The sequence below is a fragment of the Sphaerochaeta sp. PS genome (assembly GCF_032144095.1).
Taxonomy (GTDB): Bacteria; Spirochaetota; Spirochaetia; order Sphaerochaetales; family Sphaerochaetaceae; genus Sphaerochaeta.
The window spans coordinates 13,808-35,183 of sequence record NZ_JAVSNJ010000007.1; the positions used below are offsets into that span (position 1 = coordinate 13,808).

The window sequence follows — 21,376 nt, forward strand, 5'->3', positions numbered from 1 at the left end:
ATGAGAATTCCTTTGGAGAGGGCAGAATTTGAGATGGAAGCCAGGAAGTCCAAGTTTTTGGCTTTCGCACTCCCCTGCACCTCCTTGTCCCAAGTGAAGGCCTTGGTCGCCCAACTGAAGAGTGAACACCCAGGGGCAAACCATGTGGTTCATGCTGCGGTAGTGGGAGAGCATGGGGATGAATTCAGCTACAGTGACGACCGTGAACCAAAGAACACCGCGGGAAGGCCTGCCCTGGAGGTGCTCAAGGGAAGCGGTATCACCAATGTGGCAATCCTCATCGTCCGGTACTTTGGAGGGACCCTTCTAGGTACCGGTGGTCTGGTGAAGGCCTATGGAGAGAGTGCCAAGGGTGTTTTGGAAATCCTCAGGACCGAAGAGCTTATCGAGAAGTGCAGTTTCTCCATAACGACATCCTACAACCTATATGAACCCATAAAAAAGATACTCATAGCATCAGATGCTACTATTGGGGACGAACAGTTCGCCACGGAGGTTACCCTTACAGGCACCCTTGCAACTGCAAGGAAGCTTGCTGTGGAGATGGGGATAACCGAGCTGTCGAATGGCAGGGCCCAGGTGGTTTTCACCGAATAGAGAACTTGCTGAACTGTAGGTCAGGCCCATCCCCATCATCTCTCTTGGATTCTTTGAGTATGGTCTCGGACTCTTCATACAGCTGGTCACTGTCCACAAGCTCCACAAGCCGGATGGCTATGGAGATGGCATGCTCGACAGCCTTCGTCTCGATCGCTGAAACCACATCATCGCTTGTGTGGTAGACCGCTGGACGGGTACGGTCATCCCAGGCCACAGCTGTAAGGGTGGTAGCTTCAACACCGCACCTTGCACCTGATGCGGCATCTGTCCCACCGGCAAAGAGGGGGATGGAGGTGCTGCTTGCACGATACCCCATGCTTTTGGCTATATTCACACAACGCCTTGCAAGGGGAGAAGAGAGGCTCTGCAACCCGTTCACGTCACGTTCAAGAAAGGTCAGCTCATCCTCATAGTAGGGGGAATCAAAGTTGAGCTGGATGGGGTCCTCGAGCAGGACCAGGTTCTGGTCAAACCACACCCTTGAACCCCTGAGCCCCACCTCTTCCCCGTCGAATGAACAGAAAACCAGACGGGTGTGCTGGAGGGGAGATCCGCACTTTCTCTTCCAGTCGAAGAACCTTGCCAACTCAACGCACATGGCAGAGGAGATTAGGTTGTCCCCAGCTCCAGGAGAACCCTCTTCAAGGACAAAATTGCGCAAGGGAAACAAGAGCGGTATGCACAAGGTGAGCAGGGCATTGAGGATCAGGTTGGGCAGAGGCGGCATGTTCACGACAAAGAGGCGCAAGCTCAGCACTTCTGTGGTCAGCTGCAGGATCGAGGAGAAGCCAAGAAGGAAAAAGAGCAGGAAGGGAAGGAAGACCTTCTTCAGATAGGTATTCCGGTCGAGCTTGTTGTACCGATAGAGCCTTGCACTGTCATGGTGGCCGCTGAAGATCACCGTATGCAAAACCTCCTTTTCCGGTTCGATGCACCCATGGACATTTGCTCCGGTAGTGGAAGGGGTATGTTTTTCCCCTATTGGCTTGAAGAGGAGGTACTCCCTTCCCACATAGAGGCAGAACAACAGGTAGGACAGTGTTCCCAAAAGGGGCAGGCCAAACCAGAGCAGCAAGAGTATTGCAGGATAGACCCCTACCATGAGCTGTATCCAGAGGGTATAGGCTCGGTCATGCATGGAAAATTCCTGATACGCAGTACTGTCGCAATAGTTCTTCAGATGCCCTTCAAGCTTTGAGGCGCTCTCCCTGCTCGCCTTGGTTCCTGCAACCCTTGGGCCAAATTCGTTGATAAGCGAAGAGGTGAGTTCCAGAGCCAAGGAAGCAAGCTTGCCTGCCTTCAAGGTGTCAAGTTTTTGTTTTTTCTGCCCGCTTTCCTCAATGACGAGGGGGGGAGGGTTTTTCTTCCGCTGGAAAAATTTAGGGATCCTCATGCTTGCTCAATGATGCCGAGATAGGGTTGCACTGTCAAGAAATAGTGAGCAGGGATTCTTTCATCCTAAAGTAGCTTGACAAAGTTTGAGTCACTCAATATAGTGGAAACCCGATTGGTAGCTAAGCAACCTGAAAATCGCATAGCCTTTTGCCATGATTATTATTATGGAGAGATGTCCGAGCGGTCGAAGGAGGCAGTCTTGAAAACTGTTGAGGCGCAAGTCTCCGAGGGTTCGAATCCCCCTCTCTCCGTCCTTTCATTGTTGCTTGTAGATTATTGCCAATATGAATGTATTACTCTGGAGAGGTGCGAGAGCGGTCGAATCGGGCTCCCTGCTAAGGAGTTGACCTGGTAACGGGTCCGGGGGTTCGAATCCCCCCTTCTCCGATCTGTTTTTTTACAGTATTGAGACCATAGCTCAGCTGGATAGAGCATCAGTTTGCGGAACTGAGGGTCGAAGGTTCGAATCCTTTTGGTCTCATCTTTGTTTGTACGGTTGTTATCACACCGGGAGAGATGTCCGAGTGGTCGAAGGAGACGGACTCGAAATCCGTTGTATCGTTTACGGTACCGAGGGTTCGAATCCCTCTCTCTCCGATAGCTTGGATTATTTTTTGGTTGAGTCTTACCGTCATTTTCGTTCGTTTGGAGAGGTGTCCGAGTGGTCGATGGTGCACGCTTGGAAAGCGTGTGTGCTGGAAGGCACCGGGGGTTCGAATCCCCCCCTCTCCGTTTGTTTCCCAGTCAACAGATTCTGTGCTATGCATAGTCACCCAACCCCGTCAGGACCGGAAGGTAGCAGCGGTAAGTGACTTATGCATGAGACGCAGGCGATTTGTTGGCTGGGATTTTTTTATGAATTCCGCTTGAGTTTTTTCTGTCGGTACATGTTCTGGTCTGCACCCATGATCAACCGATTGAGGCTTACATCCCCAAGTATCTCAGTTGTCTCCATGCCAATGGTCACACTCAAGGGGTAAGGGAGCAGGCTTTTCAGGGAGTCCCTTGAGAGGTTCTGCTGGAACCTGTCAGAGAGCAGGGGAACGTATCCTAATGGTGCATCAAGGGCAAGGACCACAAACTCATCCCCACCCCATCGGGAGATTATATCGGTTGACCGGAAGGACAGGGTAAGGGTGGAGGCTACAAGCTTCAGGACCTTATCGCCCTCATCATGGCCAAAGGTATCGTTGATGTTCTTGAAGTTATCCACATCGATGCTCAAGAGTATGGTCTCCGCGTTGAGCCGAAGGGCATGCTTGAGCTCCTGCTCTGCCATAAGCTTGAAGCCCCTACGGTTGTACAGTCCAGTCAGGTCATCGGTAATGGCAAGGTTCTGAAGCCTCTCTTCCAGGCGCTTATATTCGGTAATATCCCTGACGACGCCAAAGGACCCTCTGGGACAGGTCTTGGGAATCTTGATCGTTGGGCGAACCTCCGCCCAAACTGACAGGCCGTCGCTTCGAAGCAACTTCACCTCAACCCCAATCTGTCCAGAGATCTCCAGAATTCCGGGCCTATGGTATTTTCGGATTGCATCCACATATTCGTCTTCAATGAAATCAAACATGCTTCTTCCAACCAAGGCTTCAGGGCCGGAATATCCCAACAGATCCGAAAGACCTTGGTTGGCATAGATAAACACCCCTTGAGGATCGGCAAAATACACTCCGTCGACAAGGCTGGAGACAAGATTCTCAAAATTGATCAAAGGCTTTTGCTCATGTATCAAAACAATCATCCTCACACGTGGAAAAATGAGAACATGCTGTTCCCGTAAAATTTACTACGTAACGTTGTATTTGAGTAGGGGTAAATCAGAAATACGTCACTTTCCCTACTTACTATAACCCAATGATACAAATCTGGCAATAAAAAATAATTGGTTCCTTCTCAAAACATTGCCTCCAGATTTTACGGAAAACTCTCAAGAATGCCACAAGGATACCTCACAGCCATATTTCTCTTTGGTACCCGCTCATGTCGATTTGTGCTATACTTGTCCAGTACATTTTCAAGGGAGAGCCCATGGCATATGAAGTAACAGCTACGAGAAAGCGACCTCAACTGTTTGACAACCTTGTCGGCCAGGAATTCGTAGTCTCAACCATCAAAAATGCGATCGAACAGAAAAGGATTGCACACGCGTATCTCTTCAGTGGGCCTCGAGGGGTCGGGAAGACCTCGTCCGCACGTATCCTTGCACGAGCCCTGAACTGCGAAAGCGGCCCCACCCCCACTCCTTGTGGGCTCTGTTCCAACTGCAAGGAGATTACCCGAGGCAATAGTGTCGATGTCATCGAAATCGACGGAGCAAGCAATACAAGCGTAAACGATATCCGGCAGATCAAGGACGAGGTGCTCTTCCCCCCCCAGACAAGCCGCTACAAGATCTACATCATCGATGAGGTCCACATGCTCTCCACCAGTGCCTTCAACGCCCTGCTGAAGACCATTGAGGAACCCCCTGCCTATATCGTATTCATCTTCGCCACCACCGAACCACAGAAGGTGCCTGCAACCATCCGCTCAAGATGCCAGCAGTTCCACTTCCAGCTCATCGACCTCCACACCATCAAGAGCTGCCTGATGGAGGCAGCCCAGGATATGCAGGTTAAGGCCGACGACGATGCACTCTTCTGGATCGCAAAGGAATCGACCGGCTCGATGCGCGATGCATACACCCTCTTTGACCAGGTGCTCTCCTTCTCCAATGACCATATCACCCTGGCCCAGATCAGCGACAAGCTCGGCCTGGTCGGCATCGACCAGATTACCGAGATCGTGGAGTTTCTCCTCTCAGGCTCAACCCAGAACGCCCTCACAGCCGTCCAGACCCTCCTACAGAACGGCATATCCATCGAGCAGTGCATCAAGGATTTCACCCAGTTCTTCCGAAGCCTGCTATTGATGAAGGAAGGGATAACCGAAGAGTCCATCCTGGGGATCCAGACCGACCGTATCCCCCTGCAGGTACGCAGTGCCTACACCAAGGAACAACTGGAAGCAGCCCTGGAGATGTTCCTCAAGCTCTATCGTGACATCAGGTTCTCCCTGAACCCACGCTTCGAGCTCGAGCTTGCCATCAGCCGCCTTGCATCCCTACCCCACCTCGCATCCCCCACCGAACTGGTACGTAGGATCGCCCTCCTCAAGGAGGACCTCCTCAGCGGCAAGGTCACCACCCTGGCACAGGCCTTGCCTACGAGGGCCCCTGCCGTAGAGCCAATCCAGAGGAGCCCGGAGGCGAGAGCTCCCCTTCCAACGGAAAAGCCTGTTGCAGCAAAGGTGGTGAGGCCTTTCACCAAGGAAGATATTCCTGCCCTGGTTAGCAAACTCTCCAAAGCCCCCTTGCTCAGCCAGGTGGCACAGTCCATCAGTGCGGTTGAACAGCAGGACAATAGCCTGAAACTTACCTTTACCACTGAATTCTGTAGGGACAAGGCACAAGAGAACCTTGAGCTACTGCAATCCCTCATTGAAGAAATTTCTGGGTTTTCCGGAAAACTGACTGTCCTCTGCATTGAGGCAGAGAAACCGAAACAAAAAAGCGTAGAGGATCCTGTACTCAGTTCCATCGCCTCGATGTTTCGGGGAGAAATCAAAAACTGATAGGATACTGAGGAGATAGATATGGACATGAATCCTTTTGAACTGATGAAAAACATGAAGGGCCTCCAGGAGAACATGCAGAAGATGCAGGAGAACCTTCCCAATATAGTTGCCACAGGAAGCTCTGGGGCCGGGATGGTTGACATAACCATCAACGGCAAGTTTGTCGTGACCTCGGTCAAGATCTCCAAGGACATTGTCGATCCTGAGGACCTTGGGACCTTGGAGGTCCTCGTAGCCTCCGCCTTCAACGATGCCTCGAACAAGATACAGGAGAAGATCAAGCAGGAGGGCATGAAGTATGCCGGGTCGCTTGCCTCCTTTATGCCACAGGCCTGACGATGACAGCACTGGAACAACTTATCCATACCCTTTCCAGGCTCCCTGGGATTGGGCCAAAAAGCGCCTCAAGGATCGCCTACCATCTCATCAAGACGGACAATGCCTACAACAGGCAACTGGGTGAGACCATTGCAACCATCCAGGAGAAGATATTCCCCTGTTCTGTCTGTGGATCCTTCACCGAGCTAGACCCCTGCCCCTTGTGCAGTGATGGTTCGAGGGACCGTAGCCTGATGTGCATAGTTGAACAGCCCCAGGATATTGTGACCTTGCAGTCAAGTGGGGCCTACAACGGGCTCTACCATGTCCTGGGGGGCGCGATAAGCCCACTTGACGGGGTTGGTCCCGAGAACCTCTCCTTCCCAAAGCTTCTCAAGCGGATTGAGCAGGGTTCCTTTACGGAAATCATCATAGCTACCAATCCGACAGAAGAGGGTGACACAACGGCCCTCTATATCCGCCACATCCTGAAAGAGAGGAAAGACCTCGCCATCACGCGCCTGGCAAGTGGCCTTCCGATAGGAGGGGATCTGGAGTATGCGGACAGGATAACACTGGCCAGGTCACTACGGGGAAGGGTTGTGTTCTAGAAAGGTCCTATTTGATTCCCCGTTCCCGCTTGATGGACTCATAGGCACCCTGTATCTCCCTGAACTTTTCGGTTGCATGGTTGAGGAACTCCTCTCCCATGCCTTTGGCAGCGAGGGTATCAGGGTGGAACTCTATGCTCATCTTCCTATAGGCACGCTTCACCTCTTCGTCAGTTGCCTGGGGGGTAAGGTTGAGGATTGCATAGGAACGCTCGGTTGCCGTTGCATACCCTCCATAGTTTCTGTAGAGGGCATCCACAAAGGCTGAGGGGATGTTGAATATGGTTGCAGCCCGCCGTATCATCGTCTCCTCTGCGCTGCTGACCATCCCGTCAGCGGCAGCGACACGGTAGAAGATATCCAGCATCAACTGCAGGATATTGGGGGCGTGGGAGAAATTCTGGTAGAATTGGCTGGCAAACTGTTCAAAGGTGCCGGCCCCTGTGATGGCGGCATCGAATACCCGAAGGGCGGCTTCCTCTTCCTGGTAGCCAAGCCTGAGGTCCCTTCGTATGAATTCCAGGACCTTCTGGCGCTCGCTGGCCGTTACCGTGCCATCGACAGTGGCGATGCGGGCAAGCATGGAAAACGCCCCCACAAAGAACAGCATCTGCGTCTGGTCCTGGGAAGCGTGGAATGAGCTACCTTGCGTCTGGCCTACAGTACCGGCCTTGTCAAACATATGCCCGAAGGCAAGGCCAGCGATCATGCCCAAAGGCCCGCCAAAGACGAACCCAAGGGTCCCTCCGAAGAGTTTTCCCATCCAAGCCATAGTGTTACAGCTTATCGATCAGCATCGAGCATTTCCCGGAGGGAATAGGAAGGGTTTTCTTCTTGTTTTCCCCAAGGATCTCTATGGTGAAATAGTAGAGCTTTTCAGACTCGAGTCGAATTTCCCAACCACGTTCGGTCTTGTTGCTGAGAATGGTGATCATATTCCGTTTCAGGGAGAGGTTCTCGATTCCCATCGCCTCAAGGGAGGGCATGACCCAGTTCACCGTCTTGCGGGGAAGGGAGATGTCAAGGCCGATGATGTTCTCGATCATGAGCGTAATGGTTACCAGCCCTGCGAAGGGCATCAGGCGCCTGCGCGGGAAGCCAGGGATCTCCTTGGTGGTGGAGTACCCTTCCTTATTGGGAAGGTAGGCCTCCCAGACATCGCCGATGGTCTCTGCATCAGGATGGAGGGTGTCGAGCAGATAGTACATGTGCCTGATGGCACACTCACGGGCAAAGACAAACTGCTGGAACTTCTCCAAGGCTTTGATGACTATGAAGGTGTTGACCGAGAGCACTCCGCCACAATGTCCATTTCCCTTTTCGCTGAATGCAGGGGAGGAGGCAGGGACACCGGGGAACGGATTGTCGGTACCGAACTCCTTGGGGTCATGCAGGTATTCGATCATGTAGGCAGCACGCTCATCGTTGGGGATCTCGGCAAGCATGGCCCAGTAAGCCCCGATGAACTTGTTGGTGACCCTGTTGCCCTTGATGTCCAGGTCAAAGTAGAAGTTTTTCTCAGGATCCCACATCAGTGAGTTTATCCTGGTCTTCAGGGAGAAATAGAGCCTCTTGTACCTGAAGCTCAGCTCCTTGTCATTGAGGATGTCCCCGATGGCTGACATGTAGAGGGCATTGACCGCAAGCTGGGCGTTGAAGTCGAGAGGATAATAGACACGGTCCCTTGGGATATTTCCGCTTTCACATGCAGAGACAGGTACCGAATAGAGTCCATTGGGTTTCTGGAAGGTAGTCTGCACCCAGGAGAAGTATTTCTCAAGGATAGGGACAATGTCTTTCAGTCTCTTCTTGTTCCCTATCTTATGGTAAAACCCATATTCAACATATGCGAACAAAGGAGGGGAAATGCCCTCTGGATTGGAAGCGGTAAAAACCGGTGAACCATCCTCAATGGAGTATTCGCCCCGTATCGCTCCGTTCTCTTCCTGTTTCTGGTAAAAAAAATCCATCACCGAAAACGGTGAGTTGTTCTGGTTGCTGTAGACAAGAAACAGAGCGGAAAAACAGGACAAGTACTGATTGAATGTAGTCTGGTCAGGATAGGAAAGATAGGAGCCTGAAAAGCCATTGGCTTCAGTCCCCTGCTTCCAGAGTTCGTCAATCCATACCCAAGATCTGTCATACATGTCGACAAAATCCTGATCATAAAAATGTACGAACGGTACCAAATCCTTTATCAAATGGGGACTCCTTACTATATAGGCCATTACTGGTAAAACAACAAAAGACGCGCATTTTTTAGAATATACTCTCTTTTAGGAGAAGTCAACCGGATTTGGACGATCTTAAGGAACGTCCAAAAAAGAAGAAACTCTAGAAAACAGCGTAACAGGATAGGCAGTAATCATTTATATAATAGTTAAATAAACCCCAAAAGGAAAGAAAAAAATATAAAGAAAACTCAATATTTTTGCACTTGTATCATCATTTCTTTCCCCTCTAGACAAGGTTTCTGTTCAATGAGCGAAAACAGAGAGCGCAGAGGCCAGAAGCTCAACGGAAAACTCCGCACACCCTTTGGAAATTTCCTCGCCGTCAACATGGACCGGCATCGGGTTGTTTTTTGAAACAAGCTTGATGCTCTTGGCCCTGACAACGGTGAAGGAGGGAAGTTTCACCTGGCCTCCCTTGAAGAATTTCAGGGCAATGGGAAGCAGGCGGGTGTTCTTGATCGGACGGTTCGCAAAGACCACATCGAAATACCCATCATCGAAGAGGGCATCGGGGCCCATGATGAAGGGGCTGCCCATCCTTCTGCCGTTACAGATGCTCAGCTGCTGGGTCTCTAGCGAGCGGGTCTCCCCGTCAAGAGTAAGCTGTACTGGGTAGGGCTGGGGGTAGTGGATAAGGATATAGAGCAGGGCAAGGAGATAGCTGGGAGTTCCCGAAATATGCTTGAAATCACTGGCTACAAAATTGATCAGGGGTTCAAAACCCATCCCCAGCCCGTTTATGAAGTACCTACCTTGGGGAAAGTGCCCGCCATAGACAATGCCTGCATCGATGGTTCGTCTGTTTCCTTCCATGATGAGAACGCATGCCTTCTTGAGGTCGCGGGGAATGCCCATCCCCCAGGCAAAGTCATTGCCCCGCCCGATAGGCAGGACACCAAGGGAGGGGGCCTGCAGGCCCTTCTCGGTAACGGCACGCAGGATGCCGTCAGCAACCTCATTGACCGTCCCGTCGCCGCCTGCGGCAACGATGGTGGACCATCCATCAACAGTAGCCTGGTAGGCTAGCCTTGAGGCTCCAAACCCCTTTTCCGTGACAACAATGGTTGTCTCATATCCACCTTGGCTGAATAGTGTCGCAATGGTTTCCTTGCAGGACTTGCCCCTTCCTTTTGCAGCATGGGGATTCAGCACTATAAAGAGTTTGTTATCAGGCATATAGAGCTCCTCTTCCAACGATACGCAACCTAGTTTACACCCTGTAAGCAATAGCCTATTATGGCTGGGTGATTCAACAAATACAACCGCGAACAGCGTTTCTTCCAACAACTCGTCCAGATATGCAGCAAAGGTCCTGGGACCAGCTTGACATAGCCTTCATTACAGCCGATGCCTATGTCGACCACCCCTCCTTCGGACCTGCCCTGTTGGGAAGGTTGTTGGAAAGCAGAGGCTATCGTGTGGGTATTATTGCACAACCCCAGTGGAATTCAACAGAAGATTTTCTCAAGATGGGAAAACCCCGTCTGGCCTGCATGATAAGCGGTGGAAATATCGATAGCATGGTCTCCCACTACACCGCAAACGCAAAACCCCGAAGCGAGGATGAGTACAGCCCAGGTGGGAAGGCAGGCCTCCGCCCTGACAGGGCTACCCTCTCCTATGCAAACAGGGCAAGGCAAGCCTATGGAAAGGATACACCCATCATCGTAGGGGGGCTTGAGGCCTCCCTGAGGCGGTTGAGCCACTATGACTACTGGACCGACAAGGTACGCAAACCCATCCTCCTTGACGCCAAGGCGGACCTGCTGGTCTACGGCATGGGGGAACTGCAGACCCTTGAAATACTCGAGCGCCTGCAGATGGGCGAAGCCATCCGGGAGATGCAGGATATCCGGGGCACTGTCTTTGCCCTCTCCGAAAAGGGTCTGGCAGACATGGACCCAGAGTATCGGGTCATTACCCTACCCTCCTTTGAGGAGGTCAGCGAACGTGACAAGCTCTCCAACACCCCAACCCAGGAAGGGATGAAGGCCTATGCAAAGGCTTTCAACCTGCAGATGACCCATGAGAACCCGATACTGGGGGAGAGGGTCATCCAAAGGTGCATGGACCGTATCGTGGTGCAGAATCCCCCTGCCCACCCGCTCACCGACACGCAGTTTGATGAACTCTACTCCTTTCCCTTTACCCTGGATGCCCATCCGGACTACGAGAAGATGGGAGGCATACCGGCCCTGGAGGAGGTAAAATTCTCCATAACCAGCAACCGTGGGTGCTACGGGTCGTGCTCGTTCTGTGCCATTACCAGCCACCAGGGAAGGATGATCCAGACCCGAAGCAAGCAATCGCTTGTCGAAGAGGCGAAGAGGATGGTTCGTCACCCATCCTTCAAAGGCTACATACACGACCTGGGAGGTCCTACTGCAAACTTCCAGGGACGGGCATGTGCCAAGCAGGAGAGCTTCGGCCCCTGTCCCACCAAGGAGTGTCTCTGGCCCGACCCTTGCGAGAACCTCCAGGACTCCCATGAGCGGTATCTCGACATCCTTGAAGCACTGGAGGCAGTGCCAGGGGTTAAGAAGGTCTTCATCCGTTCGGGGATCCGGTATGACTACCTGCTGGAGATAGCCAGCGAGAAGACCCGCAAGAGGTTCATGAACCACCTGGTGCTCAACAACGTAAGCGGACAGCTGAAGGTGGCCCCCGAGCATATCGACCCCCAGGTACTCGACGCCATGGGAAAACCCAAGGCCGAGCTATATGAAAAGTTCAGCGTCCTCTACAAGGAGACCAATGAAGAGCTGGGCAAGCGCCAGTTCCTCATTCCCTACTTTATCGCGGCCCACCCAGGAAGCACCCTCGACAGTGCGATCGAACTCGCCTTGTTCATGCAAAAGACCGGCTTTGTCCCCGATCAGGTCCAGGAGTTCTACCCGACCCCGGGGACCGTATCGACCTGCATGTATTATACCGGCCTAGACCCAAGGCCGCAAAAAAACTATGCTCCCATCTATATTCCCAAAGGTCGGGAACGCCATCTGCAGCGAGCACTGCTGCAGTACAACAAGGCCGAGAACCGGGCAATGGTCATCGAAGCCTTGGATAAAGCTAAGAAAAAGGACTTGTCAAGAGTGCTTCTGGCAAGACGGTACCCTCTGTGAAACCTCAACTAGACAACCGCAAGGAATTCTCCAGGCGGATGCTCTCCATAGCCCTCCCTGTAGTATTCCAGGGATTGCTGACAAACTCCCTCTCCTTTGTCGATACCCTGATGATAGGACAGCTTGGGGAGCAGGCCATAGCAGCTGTCGGGCTGGCAAACCAGATGTTCTTTCTCATCAGCCTCCTGTTTTTTGGGATCTCCAGTGGGTCCTCCATCTTCATGTCCCAGTACTGGGGAGCCGGGAACGAAAAGAACATCAAGCGGGTCATAGCCCTCTCCGTCACGATAGCCTTTCTGGGCGCTGGGCTCGCCTCGATAGCCTCATTCTTCATCCCGACCCAACTAATGCACATATTCACCTATGATAAGGTCGTTGTCGACTTTGGGGTAACCTACCTGAAGATCGTTGCAGTAAGCTATGTGTTCTCGGCGATAAGCCAGGTATTCTCCACAGCCCTGCGGGTGATCGGCAAAGCAAAGACACCCCTTTGGGTAGCTCTCTTCTCCCTCAGCCTCAATGCCTTGGGAAACTATTTCCTCATCTTCGGCGTCGGCCCGTTTCCCGTCCTCGGGGTTGCCGGGGCGGCGATAGCCACGGCAGTCAGCCGACTCGCCGAAGTGGTGTTGCTGATCATCATCACCTATGCAAAGCACCCGGTTTTGGCCATCAAGGATACCAGCGCCTTCAGATGGGACAGGAAATTTCTCGCCCTCATCATCCCTACCAGCCTACCGGTTCTCCTCAACGAGATTTTCTGGGCATTGGGGATGACAACCTACAAGATTGCATTCAGCAAGATGGGCATCAGTGCCCTCGCCGCTGTCAATGTCACCGAATCCATCGGGAACCTCTTCTTTGTCGCAATGATGGGGGTCAGCAACGCAACACTCATCATGATAGGGATCAAGATAGGGGAAGGCAGGAACGACCTTGCACGGCTCTATGCCAAACGGTTCATTCTCATTGCCCTTGTCGTGGGAATCGGGGCTGGCCTTTTGGAGGCAACCCTGGCGCCCTGGTTTGCAAACCTCTTCAACATTGGCGAAGAGGTACGGAGGATGGCAGTATTCTGCCTCTTTGCAAATGCCATGCTTCTTCCCATCAAGAGCATCAACATGGCGGTCATAGTCGGAATCCTCCGAGCCGGAGGCGATACCCGATTCTCCATGTTTGCCGAGATGTTCGGAGTCTGGGCAGTCGGTGTTCCCCTGGCGTTTATCGGGGCTTTGGTCCTACACCTAAGCATCTGGCAACTCTACCTCCTTTTGGGGATGGAAGAGGCTACCAAGCTCTGTATCGGCCTGGTTAGGGTGAAGAAGGATTCCTGGATAACGGACCTCACTGCTGTTCATTGACCTAACGCCCGTATGCTCGTATATTTATGGCAAGAGAGGTCATCCAATGGCTATACGAACAGTTCTCATCAATGGCACAGTCGTCACAGGATACGCAAAACTCAAGAATTGTGCCCTGTACATAAATGAAGAGGGCCTGATCGGTGACATCTTCAACATGCGACGCTTCGAAGAGAAGAAGTTCCCCCCCGATACGCTTGTCATTGATATGGCCGGTAGCTACGTCATGCCGGGGTTCATCGACTCCCACCTCCATGGCATCGGTGGCTATGGGACCGAGGACTGTTCTCCTGCCTCCATCCTTGGGATGAGCGAAAGGCTGGCCGATTTTGGGGTAAGTGCCTTCATGCCCACCGTCTATACCGACGAACTTGATGTCATGCTTGCGAGCACCAAGGCCATAGCCCAGGCCATGGGCAAGGAAAAGGGTGCGAAGATCATGGGCATCAACCTTGAAGGGCCCTTCATCTCCTTTGCCCGTATCGGGGCCCAGAACCCCAAGGGAGTCCTTCCGGTAAGCCTGGACATCTTCAACCAGCTCATCGATGCCGGTGAGGGGAAGGTCCTTTGCATGACGGTAGCCCCAGAGCTCAAGCATATGCGTGAACTCGCCCTGCTGGCAAGGCAGAGGAACATCGTCCTGCTTGCAGGCCATACCGACGCAACCTACGAAAACATCATGGAAGGGATGCAGTGTGGCATTTTCCACTCCACCCATTTCTTCAATGCCATGAGCCGCCTCCACCACAGGAACCCAGGGACGGTAGGTGCCATCCTGATCCAGCGTGAGATGCAGTGCGAGATCATTTGTGATGGCATCCATGTCCACCAGGAACTGGTGAAGATGCTGCTCAGGGAGAAGCCCCTGGACAACATTGTCATGATCACCGACTCGCTCAAGCCCACCAAGCAGCGGACAGGCCCGATGACAGCCAATGGGATCCCCTGCATCATCGGCCCTGAAGGGTCCTTTGTCAGCATCGAGGACCCGACCCTCTTTTTGGGCTCCGCACTGACCATGCTCCAGGGTTTCAGGAATGTCGTGGAGTGGGAGATCCCCATCCAGCAGGCATCACAGATGTCATCAACCAACCCTGCAAGGATCTATTCGTTCACCAAGCAAGGAATGCTGGTTCCCGGCTACAAGGCCGACATCGTTATCCTTGACCAGAACCTGCAGATGAAAGGTCTCTTCATCGATGGAGAACTCATACGCGACCGTTTCGCATAACATAAGGAGCTATTTGCATGCAATCACTATTTGAAGGCTTGGAAAACCAGAGGCTTTGGTCCTATTTCTCTGAACTTTCCCAGATTCCCCGAGAATCGGGCAACGAGGAAGGGGTACGACAATTCCTTTTGGCATTCGCAAAGAAAAACAACCTTGTGGCAATTGTCGACACCATAGGAAATGTCATCCTCAGAAAGAAAGCCTATCCAGGATATGAGAAAAGGCCATCAGTAGCCTTGCAAGGGCATATGGATATGGTCTGCGTAAAGACAGAAGAGAGTGACCACGACTTCGCCACCGACCCCATCATCCTGGTCCGTGACGGTGACACCCTGCATGCCAAGGATACTACCCTCGGTGGCGACAATGGCATCGCCGTGGCTATGATCATGGATATCCTTGCCGACCCTGAGGGCAAGCATGGACCCTTGGAAGCAATCTTCACCGTAAGTGAGGAGACCGGCCTTACCGGCGCATTCAACATTGAGAAGGATATGGTAGAGAGCCGTCTCCTTATCAACCTGGACAGCGAGGAGGAAGGAGTCCTCTACATCGGCTGTGCCGGGGGGCTTGAGGTCGATGCAAAGCTCCCGGCCAAGCTGGAAACGATCCCTTCCGACTACGAAGGCTTCTGCCTTACCGCCAATGGCCTACTTGGCGGGCACAGTGGCGGCGAGATACACAAACAGCGGGCAAATGCCATCAAGGTGGTGGCCAGAGCCCTTGCTTCGGTCAAGACCAAGATGCTCTTCGCCTGTGAAGGGGGAACCAAACGCAACGTCATCCCTTCGATTTGCTCGATGAGCTTCGCCGCACCCAAGTCAGAGAGGAAGGCGATCGAAGAGGCAGTACAGAAGAGCTTTGCCGAACAAAAGGATGAGTTTGCGATAAGTGACCCAGGCCTTACCCTTGAGCTCAAAAACGCAAAGCTCCCCAAGCAGGCAGCTTCTTCAGCCCAGAGCGAAGCCTTCATCAGGAGCCTCTACATAGCACCCCATGGTGTCGATGCCATGAGCATGACCATCCCAGGTATTGTGGAGACCTCCTCCAACCTGGCCATCGTTCGTTTTGAGGATGGTATCTTCTCCGTAACCAGCAGCCATCGCTCGTCGATCCTCTCCTCACGCGACGATGTCGCCCACCGCTTTGGCCAGGCTCTTGTGAGCTGTGGGGCGAGTGTTGAGTATGTGGGAGCCTACCCTTCCTGGAAGCCCAACCCGGATTCAGCTCTCACCAAGTTCTGTGCAAAGGCCTATGAGGAGTATGCTCACAAGAAACCTGTCATAACTGCAATCCATGCTGGTCTGGAGTGTGGGATCATCAACAGCAAGGTCCCTGGAATGGACTCCGTATCCTTCGGACCCAACATGGCTGATGTCCACTCGGTCAAGGAGAGGCTCTCCCTCTCGTCGGTAGAGAGAATCAGTGGCTTTACCCGCCACCTCCTTTCCATCATCGAGTGAGGCGACCGGTCATCGGGATAGCGGGGACTCTGGATTCACCACCCCTATCCTCAGCCTTCAGGGGTGTACGGCGAGATTTCACCAATGAGGCGTATACCGCCTCGCTGGTGAAAGCCGGTTCCCTTCCGATCCTGCTTCCTACCATCCTTTCGGAAGTCGAGGCGCTGCTCCATCTCTGTGATGGCATCCTGCTTCCCGGAGGGTTTGACATCGAGCCGGAGCTCTACGGGGAAAAACGGTCTTCCCTCTGTGGAAAGATTGAGAAAGAGTCCGACCTCTTCCAGTTGGAGCTGCTGCGCTCTGCACAGAGGAGAGGCATCCCTGTCCTGGGAATCTGCAAGGGCCTGCAGCTGATCAACGTGTTTTTTGGGGGCAAGCTCTACCAGGACCTATCTTTAAGCGGAGAAAAGGGAACCATCCACGCCCAAGGGCAAAAGGATGTTCCCTTCTTCCATACGGTAACCTTGCAAAAGGAAACCAAGCTCAGCAAAATCTTTGGCCTTCCTTCCCTTTCGGTGAACTCATTCCACCACCAGGGTATCGCAACCTTGGGGCGGGGCCTTGTTGCCTCGGCCCTGTGTGATGATGGGTTCGTGGAAGCCATTGAACAGGGGGCCGGCAGCTGGTGCATTGGGGTACAGTGGCATCCTGAGGACATGATGAGAACCTCAGAAAGCATGTTGCCCCTCTTCTCAGCCTTCGTTGAGGCCTCTAGGCATTCCTGATCTGCCTTGCCATCTCCTTGGCCATGGCGTACGCACGCTTCTTATCCTCTTCCGTAGCAGATCCCTGGTACTCCACAACCCCGACACAATCCAGCTTCATGGTCTCGCTAAACACATCAAACTGCTTTTGGGCACCCCCTGACCAACCAAAGGAACCAAATCGCATGGTCTTCCTTTTCTGTACATGACTTCGTTCAAGGAGGTCCAGGATATGGTACATCGGAGGGAACATCTTGTATTCATAGGTCGGCATGCCGATGACCAGCCCTTCAGACCGCCAGGCCTTCTCCAGGACAAACGAGGCATGGGTCTGGGGGATCTCAAGGACATGGACCTTCAGGCCCTCGCTCTCCGCCCCTTCCACCACGAAGGGGACCAAGGCCGCCGTGTTGCCATACATGCTGGACCAGATGACCGTGATCTCCTTCTCCCTGGGGCCATCCATATAGGTGGCAAGGCTCTTGTACCATGCAATGATCTTTTCAGGCTCCCCTCTCCACACCACGCCGTGGCTTGGGGCAACCTGGCTGATGGGAAGGTCAGCAAGCTTTGCGATACCCCTCAGGACAAAGGAGGAGAAGGAAGAGACGATGTTTGCATAGTAGCGCTCGGTCTCCCCTTCCAGCAAGGTTCTCTCCCTAAGGGTGAGCTCATCGTCAAAGCAGTGCTCGTACTGGCCGAATGAGCCGAAGGCGTCACAGCTGAAAAGGATCCTATCCTCAACAGCATAGGTCATCATGGTCTCAGGCCAGTGGATGTTCGGGGTCATGAAAAACTTCAGGGTCTTTCCCCCCAGGTCGATCGTCTCCCCATCCTTGACAGGGCGTACATTCTTCTCGATCTTATAGAAGTGCCTGATAAGGGCAACAGCCTTATCGGAGCAGAGAATCTCCACATTGGGATGCTTCTCTACAAACGCTACCATGGCGCCGGTATGGTCAGGCTCCATGTGGTTCAGGATCAGGAAGTCCAGGTTCCCATTGTTGGAATCCAGTTCATCCAGTTGCCTGTCAACTGCCTCAGAGGCCCCATCCCAATCCTTGACCAGGTCGATCATGGCAGTTTTTTCGGAGCCCTTCACAATATAGGCGTTGAGCATGACCCCATGGGGAATTGGCCATATGCCCTCAAACAGATCCCTATTTCCAATCTTGGCAGCTACACGGTAGATACCATCAGCCATAACATCAGGTTTCATATGATTCTCCTCTCCTGCTAGGATACACCAATTGTGCAGTCAAGGGAATTGCCACCCGCCCTAGGGGGTGAGGTCTGCCCTTCTCTGCAAGGAGAAGATGTTCTGCTGGTGTTTCTTCCACAAGGGAAGGTGTTTGTCCAGAAAGGCATGGAAGAGGGGACCATGGTCAAAGTGGACCAGGTGGGCCATCTCATGGAGTACCAGATAGGAGAGGTCCTCATCCGACAGGCAGGCTGCGCGTAAGGAGAAGTTCAAATTCCCCCGGGAGGAACAGCTCCCCCACCGCTTCTGTGAGTCCCGGATGGTATAGGAGGGAGCATCAAGTCCAAGCCGTTCAGACCAAAAGCGTATCAGTGGTTCGATCCGCTCCCTAGCCGCCTTTCGGTAGATCTGCTTGAGGGCATGGGATAGGGCCTCCTTTTCTGGAGGGGTATCCACGTAGGTAACTGCAAACAGGTCTGCCACGATCGCTATGGTTGCCCTCTTTCCCGGCTGGAGGGAGAGCGTGTGCACCCTCCCAGCAAAGAGGAAGGTATCACCATGCTCCCAGGTATGCCCATAGAGCTCATGTGCCTCTTTTTGGCTTGCAATGGTCTTTTCGAGTTTCTTCTGGTTACCGGTAATGACTCGCTCAATGGTGGTGAGGCTTTCCCGATAGGGTGCACTTACCCTGACATCGCCATTGCCCAGTACCCTGACGGTAATGTTCCTGCATCGCCGAAGGCGGGACAAGGTATAGCTGATACCTGCCACTTTACCGACTGTTTTCATTTTGGTACAGTTACCCCCATGCACAAGATAGAGCCCATGATACTCCATTTGCTTCAGGAAATTCCATATGTAGCTTTTCCCAACCTCCCCAGGGAGGGGGAAGAGGCTATCGAGATGATGCTCACCCACATGGACAGCGCCCCGATAGGCAGCGAGGCCTGCATTCACCTCTCCGGCATCCTCACCACCTTGGAGGGCGGCTACCAGGACCCTCCCGGGGAGGAGATGAGGCTTGCTGTTGCAAAAGGGGAAAAGCACCCAAAGCGGCCAAGCGACTTTAGCATCGAGGCGGGTTCCTACCACTTCCTTCAGCTACCCATCGCCCCCCAGAGTGATCTCATCACCAGACGGCTTGAGACACTTCTCAGCGATGGGCCGTCGCTCATCTACCTGAGGGTACTCAAGGAGAGCGTGGTCGAGTTGGTGATACAGCTGCTGTACAGGCCCTAGAAGAAGAGGGGGATCAGCAAGGGTGCAACCAGGCTCATGACCACCCCATGGTAGATGCTGCCAATGATTACCTTCGTCCCAAAGTGGCTGGTAAGCAGGACCAGGGTCACGTCCATGCTGGTAGCCCCTGCCGTGCAGACAGCAGGATAGTAGTAGCGCCTGCCCAGCCTGCCCAAAAGCGGGATGAGGAAGAAGGAGAAGCTCTCCCTCAGCAGGTTCACCAGAAAGGAGACCGATCCGAGGATCGGGTAGCCCAGATCGCTGATGAGGATGCCCGAAAGCGAATACCATCCGAAGCCGCTTACCATACCCAACCCCTCCCTGATGGTAAACGGGGTAACAAGGGGAGTAAGCAAGGTTCCAAGATATGAGCCGACTATCGTGAAGAGGGGGAGCAGCAGCAAGCCCTTGTCGGAGAGGATTCCCCGAAAGCTGATGTTTTTCTGCACCAAGCCCATTCCCACACAAAAGAGCATCGCATAGAGCAGGTAACTTACCAACGAGCTCCTATACCAGCCGAACAGAGGGGTAAAAAGCCTAAGGAGCACTCCCAGAACCACGATGCTTACCAGAAAAAGGGGCTCTTTCAAGACATCCCATATCCGCCTGAACAGGCTCTGCTCCTTGCGTGGAGCAATGTCGATGGCTAGGGCTGGCCCATCCGAAGAGAAGATCATGGAGCCACCAAGGGCCACAGCCATGGTACCCAGGACACTTATGAGGGTGAGCATGAGGGCGGAAAGCCCTATGGTCCCAAACTGTTTGGCTATGCCGTCGATGCTTCCGGTGTTCACACCCATAAAGAAAAGCAGAAGCCAGACCAAAAAAGTCTGTCCTACTGCAGCGGTTTTGACAAATCGGTGTTTTCCCAGCAATCGTGCTGCAACCACTCCGCAAAGCAGTGCAAGGGCCAGTTTTCCTAGGTAGATGAAGGTGTCCATGATGGGCAAAATGTATAGTAATCTTTGCGCCGTGTCAAATTCCCTTGTTTCTCGGCCCTCTCTTGAGTATAGTTGTTTGCATGATTGCAGAAAAACTGAGTGATACCTTCCACCGACTCACGTTCAAGGACGGTCGGCAAATAATTCTTGTGGGAACTGCACACGTCTCAAAAGAGAGCGTTGATGAGGTTACCTCGTATATAGACAGTGAAGGTCCCGACCATATCTGCCTTGAACTTGACGATGGACGCTTCAAGAACAAGGAAGAGGAGAGCTCCTGGTCCAACATGGACATCAAGAAGGTCCTGAAGGAAAACAAGGGTTTCCTGCTGGTGGCCAACATGGCCCTCGCCTCGTTTCAGAAGCGGATGGGAAACCAGTCGGGAAGTGCCCCGGGCGAGGAGATACTGGGGGCTGCACGCATAGCAAAGGAGAGGGAGATCCCCTACTCGCTCTGCGACCGCGACATCCAGATCACCTTCAAGCGGGCCTGGAGACTTTCCAACCTGTGGAACAAGGCAAAGCTCATTGCAACCATCATCTCGGCAGTCTTCAGCAATGAGAAGATTTCTGCAGAAGACCTTGAGGAACTGAAGAAAAGCGATGTCATGCAGAACATGATGGATGAGATGGCAAAGGAACTTCCTTCGGTGAAGGCTGTCCTCATCGACGAGCGTGACCGCTATCTTGCCACCAGCATCTTCACAGCCCCTGGGGAAAAGAAGCTTGCCGTCATAGGTGCAGGTCATCAGGGAGGTATCGTCAAGGCCCTTGAGAAACTGGAAAGCGGAGAGCTCTCCACAAACCTTGAGGATATCATTGACGTCCCCCCTCCTGGGAATGGGGGAAAGATCCTTTCGTGGGCCTTCCCCATCCTCATCATCGGCATCCTTCTCTATGGCTTCCTCAACCTTGGGCAGCAAGAGGGGTTCAAACTGTTCGGATACTGGCTTGCTACAAACATGTCCTTTACAGCCTTGGGGGCAATCCTATCCTTGGCACACCCGCTGAATATCCTGGTGAGCATATTGTCAGCACCCCTAACAAGCTTGCATCCTGGCATTGGCATCGGTATGGTCAGCGGTCTGATGGAGGCTACCCTGCGTAAGCCCAAGGTCAAGGACTTCGAGAACCTCAGTGACGATGCCACCACCTTCAAGGGCTGGTACAAGAACCGGGTTCTGCATATCCTGTTGATCTTCCTGTTGACCAGCTTCTTTGCCTCGATCGGCAATGTGGTGGTATTCCCCATCCTCTTGAGTAGATTGGGTTAGGTAGGCAGGCTAACGAATAGGGGCGTCCCAGCAAGGGCGCCTTTTTTGTACTGTTTGAGCCATGGAACAC

Annotated in this window: 19 protein-coding genes, 5 tRNA genes and 1 other RNA gene; 17 read left to right on the forward strand and 8 right to left on the reverse strand. The window is 53.1% G+C overall.

The features are described 5' to 3' along the window. Nucleotides 1-597 carry a YigZ family protein gene (locus ROJ03_RS07815; protein ID WP_313726461.1) on the forward strand — a complete coding sequence of 199 codons (597 nt, stop codon included), beginning with the start codon at nucleotides 1-3 and terminating at the stop codon, nucleotides 595-597. On the opposite strand, the gene ROJ03_RS07820 is transcribed toward ROJ03_RS07815, so the two are convergent. Further along, on the reverse strand, nucleotides 587-1,993 hold the full coding sequence (locus tag ROJ03_RS07820; RefSeq protein WP_313726463.1) for a M28 family peptidase: 1,407 nt from the start codon (nucleotides 1,991-1,993) through the stop codon (nucleotides 587-589). The genes ROJ03_RS07815 and ROJ03_RS07820 overlap by 11 nt on opposite strands. A gap of 168 nt (nucleotides 1,994-2,161) precedes the next feature. Here ROJ03_RS07820 and ROJ03_RS07825 point away from each other — a divergent pair. The 6 genes from ROJ03_RS07825 (at nucleotide 2,162) to ffs (ending at nucleotide 2,839) form a co-directional block, all read left to right on the forward strand. After that, a tRNA-Ser gene (locus ROJ03_RS07825) sits at nucleotides 2,162-2,246 on the forward strand. Nucleotides 2,247-2,295: 49 nt separating this feature from the next. Further along, nucleotides 2,296-2,382: transfer RNA gene (locus tag ROJ03_RS07830), tRNA-Ser, on the forward strand. Between the two features lie 20 nt (nucleotides 2,383-2,402). Next, nucleotides 2,403-2,476 (forward strand) — tRNA-Arg (locus tag ROJ03_RS07835). A 29-nt stretch (nucleotides 2,477-2,505) separates the two neighbouring features. Beyond that, nucleotides 2,506-2,592 (forward strand) — tRNA-Ser (locus ROJ03_RS07840). A gap of 50 nt (nucleotides 2,593-2,642) precedes the next feature. Next, nucleotides 2,643-2,727 (forward strand) — tRNA-Ser (locus ROJ03_RS07845). Between the two features lie 13 nt (nucleotides 2,728-2,740). After that, nucleotides 2,741-2,839: signal recognition particle sRNA small type (ffs, locus tag ROJ03_RS07850), an RNA gene on the forward strand. Nucleotides 2,840-2,848: 9 nt separating this feature from the next. Here ffs and ROJ03_RS07855 read toward each other — a convergent pair. Beyond that, a complete protein-coding gene (locus ROJ03_RS07855) occupies nucleotides 2,849-3,727 on the reverse strand; it encodes a sensor domain-containing diguanylate cyclase (protein ID WP_313726464.1) in 879 nt (292 codons plus the stop codon). A 296-nt stretch (nucleotides 3,728-4,023) separates the two neighbouring features. Here ROJ03_RS07855 and dnaX point away from each other — a divergent pair, with 296 nt between their 5' ends. Genes dnaX through recR form a run of 3 tightly spaced genes read left to right on the forward strand, consistent with a single transcriptional unit; the run spans nucleotide 4,024 to nucleotide 6,539 of the window. Then, entirely contained in the window at nucleotides 4,024-5,607 is a 1,584-nt protein-coding gene (gene dnaX / locus ROJ03_RS07860; RefSeq protein ID WP_313726465.1) for a DNA polymerase III subunit gamma/tau, read from the forward strand. A 21-nt stretch (nucleotides 5,608-5,628) separates the two neighbouring features. Then, nucleotides 5,629-5,946 (forward strand): YbaB/EbfC family nucleoid-associated protein, encoded by a 318-nt coding sequence (locus tag ROJ03_RS07865; protein WP_313726466.1) that lies wholly within the window; start codon nucleotides 5,629-5,631, stop codon nucleotides 5,944-5,946. 2 nt (nucleotides 5,947-5,948) lie between these two features. Continuing rightward, entirely contained in the window at nucleotides 5,949-6,539 is a 591-nt protein-coding gene (gene recR, locus ROJ03_RS07870; RefSeq protein WP_313726467.1) for a recombination mediator RecR, read from the forward strand. Between the two features lie 7 nt (nucleotides 6,540-6,546). On the opposite strand, the gene ROJ03_RS07875 is transcribed toward recR, so the two are convergent. The 3 genes from ROJ03_RS07875 to ROJ03_RS07885 all read right to left on the reverse strand — a co-directional run bounded on the left by ROJ03_RS07875 (nucleotide 6,547) and on the right by ROJ03_RS07885 (nucleotide 9,949). Then, a complete protein-coding gene (locus ROJ03_RS07875) occupies nucleotides 6,547-7,302 on the reverse strand; it encodes a TerB family tellurite resistance protein (protein WP_313726468.1) in 756 nt (251 codons plus the stop codon). 13 nt (nucleotides 7,303-7,315) lie between these two features. Continuing rightward, nucleotides 7,316-8,740: an MGH1-like glycoside hydrolase domain-containing protein gene (locus tag ROJ03_RS07880; protein ID WP_313726469.1), complete on the reverse strand. Its 1,425-nt coding sequence runs from the start codon at nucleotides 8,738-8,740 to the stop codon at nucleotides 7,316-7,318. Between the two features lie 276 nt (nucleotides 8,741-9,016). Next, nucleotides 9,017-9,949, reverse strand: coding sequence for a diacylglycerol kinase family lipid kinase (locus ROJ03_RS07885; protein ID WP_313726470.1), 933 nt, complete (start codon nucleotides 9,947-9,949; stop codon nucleotides 9,017-9,019). 68 nt (nucleotides 9,950-10,017) lie between these two features. Here ROJ03_RS07885 and ROJ03_RS07890 point away from each other — a divergent pair, with 68 nt between their 5' ends. Genes ROJ03_RS07890 through ROJ03_RS07910 form a run of 5 tightly spaced genes read left to right on the forward strand, consistent with a single transcriptional unit; the run spans nucleotide 10,018 to nucleotide 16,672 of the window. Then, entirely contained in the window at nucleotides 10,018-11,895 is a 1,878-nt protein-coding gene (locus ROJ03_RS07890) for a YgiQ family radical SAM protein (RefSeq protein WP_313726471.1), read from the forward strand. Next, nucleotides 11,892-13,253, forward strand: a complete 1,362-nt coding sequence (locus tag ROJ03_RS07895; protein WP_313726472.1) for an MATE family efflux transporter — start codon at nucleotides 11,892-11,894, stop codon at nucleotides 13,251-13,253. The genes ROJ03_RS07890 and ROJ03_RS07895 overlap by 4 nt, the downstream gene beginning before the upstream one ends. Nucleotides 13,254-13,299: 46 nt before the next feature. After that, nucleotides 13,300-14,484 carry an N-acetylglucosamine-6-phosphate deacetylase gene (gene nagA / locus ROJ03_RS07900; RefSeq protein WP_313726473.1) on the forward strand — a complete coding sequence of 395 codons (1,185 nt, stop codon included), beginning with the start codon at nucleotides 13,300-13,302 and terminating at the stop codon, nucleotides 14,482-14,484. 17 nt (nucleotides 14,485-14,501) lie between these two features. Further along, complete coding sequence (locus tag ROJ03_RS07905; protein WP_313726474.1) at nucleotides 14,502-15,947, forward strand: aminoacyl-histidine dipeptidase; 1,446 nt, start codon at nucleotides 14,502-14,504, stop codon at nucleotides 15,945-15,947. After that, the gene (locus tag ROJ03_RS07910; RefSeq protein WP_313726475.1) at nucleotides 15,944-16,672 is read left to right on the forward strand and encodes a gamma-glutamyl-gamma-aminobutyrate hydrolase family protein; all 729 of its coding nucleotides are present in this window, start codon (nucleotides 15,944-15,946) and stop codon (nucleotides 16,670-16,672) included. The genes ROJ03_RS07905 and ROJ03_RS07910 overlap by 4 nt, the downstream gene beginning before the upstream one ends. Here the strand turns inward: ROJ03_RS07910 and ROJ03_RS07915 are convergent. Next, a complete protein-coding gene (locus ROJ03_RS07915) occupies nucleotides 16,659-17,870 on the reverse strand; it encodes an FprA family A-type flavoprotein (protein ID WP_313726476.1) in 1,212 nt (403 codons plus the stop codon). The genes ROJ03_RS07910 and ROJ03_RS07915 overlap by 14 nt on opposite strands. A gap of 60 nt (nucleotides 17,871-17,930) precedes the next feature. Then, nucleotides 17,931-18,641: a SprT family zinc-dependent metalloprotease gene (locus ROJ03_RS07920; RefSeq protein ID WP_313726477.1), complete on the reverse strand. Its 711-nt coding sequence runs from the start codon at nucleotides 18,639-18,641 to the stop codon at nucleotides 17,931-17,933. Nucleotides 18,642-18,659: 18 nt separating this feature from the next. Here ROJ03_RS07920 and ROJ03_RS07925 point away from each other — a divergent pair, with 18 nt between their 5' ends. After that, complete coding sequence (locus ROJ03_RS07925; protein ID WP_313726478.1) at nucleotides 18,660-19,091, forward strand: hypothetical protein; 432 nt, start codon at nucleotides 18,660-18,662, stop codon at nucleotides 19,089-19,091. Here the strand turns inward: ROJ03_RS07925 and ROJ03_RS07930 are convergent. Further along, nucleotides 19,088-20,032, reverse strand: a complete 945-nt coding sequence (locus ROJ03_RS07930) for a lysine exporter LysO family protein (RefSeq protein ID WP_313726479.1) — start codon at nucleotides 20,030-20,032, stop codon at nucleotides 19,088-19,090. The two genes, ROJ03_RS07925 and ROJ03_RS07930, sit on opposite strands and share 4 nt — an antisense overlap. Nucleotides 20,033-20,112: 80 nt before the next feature. Here ROJ03_RS07930 and ROJ03_RS07935 point away from each other — a divergent pair, with 80 nt between their 5' ends. After that, the gene (locus ROJ03_RS07935) at nucleotides 20,113-21,306 is read left to right on the forward strand and encodes a TraB/GumN family protein (RefSeq protein WP_313726480.1); all 1,194 of its coding nucleotides are present in this window, start codon (nucleotides 20,113-20,115) and stop codon (nucleotides 21,304-21,306) included. Nucleotides 21,307-21,376 lie beyond the last annotated feature (70 nt).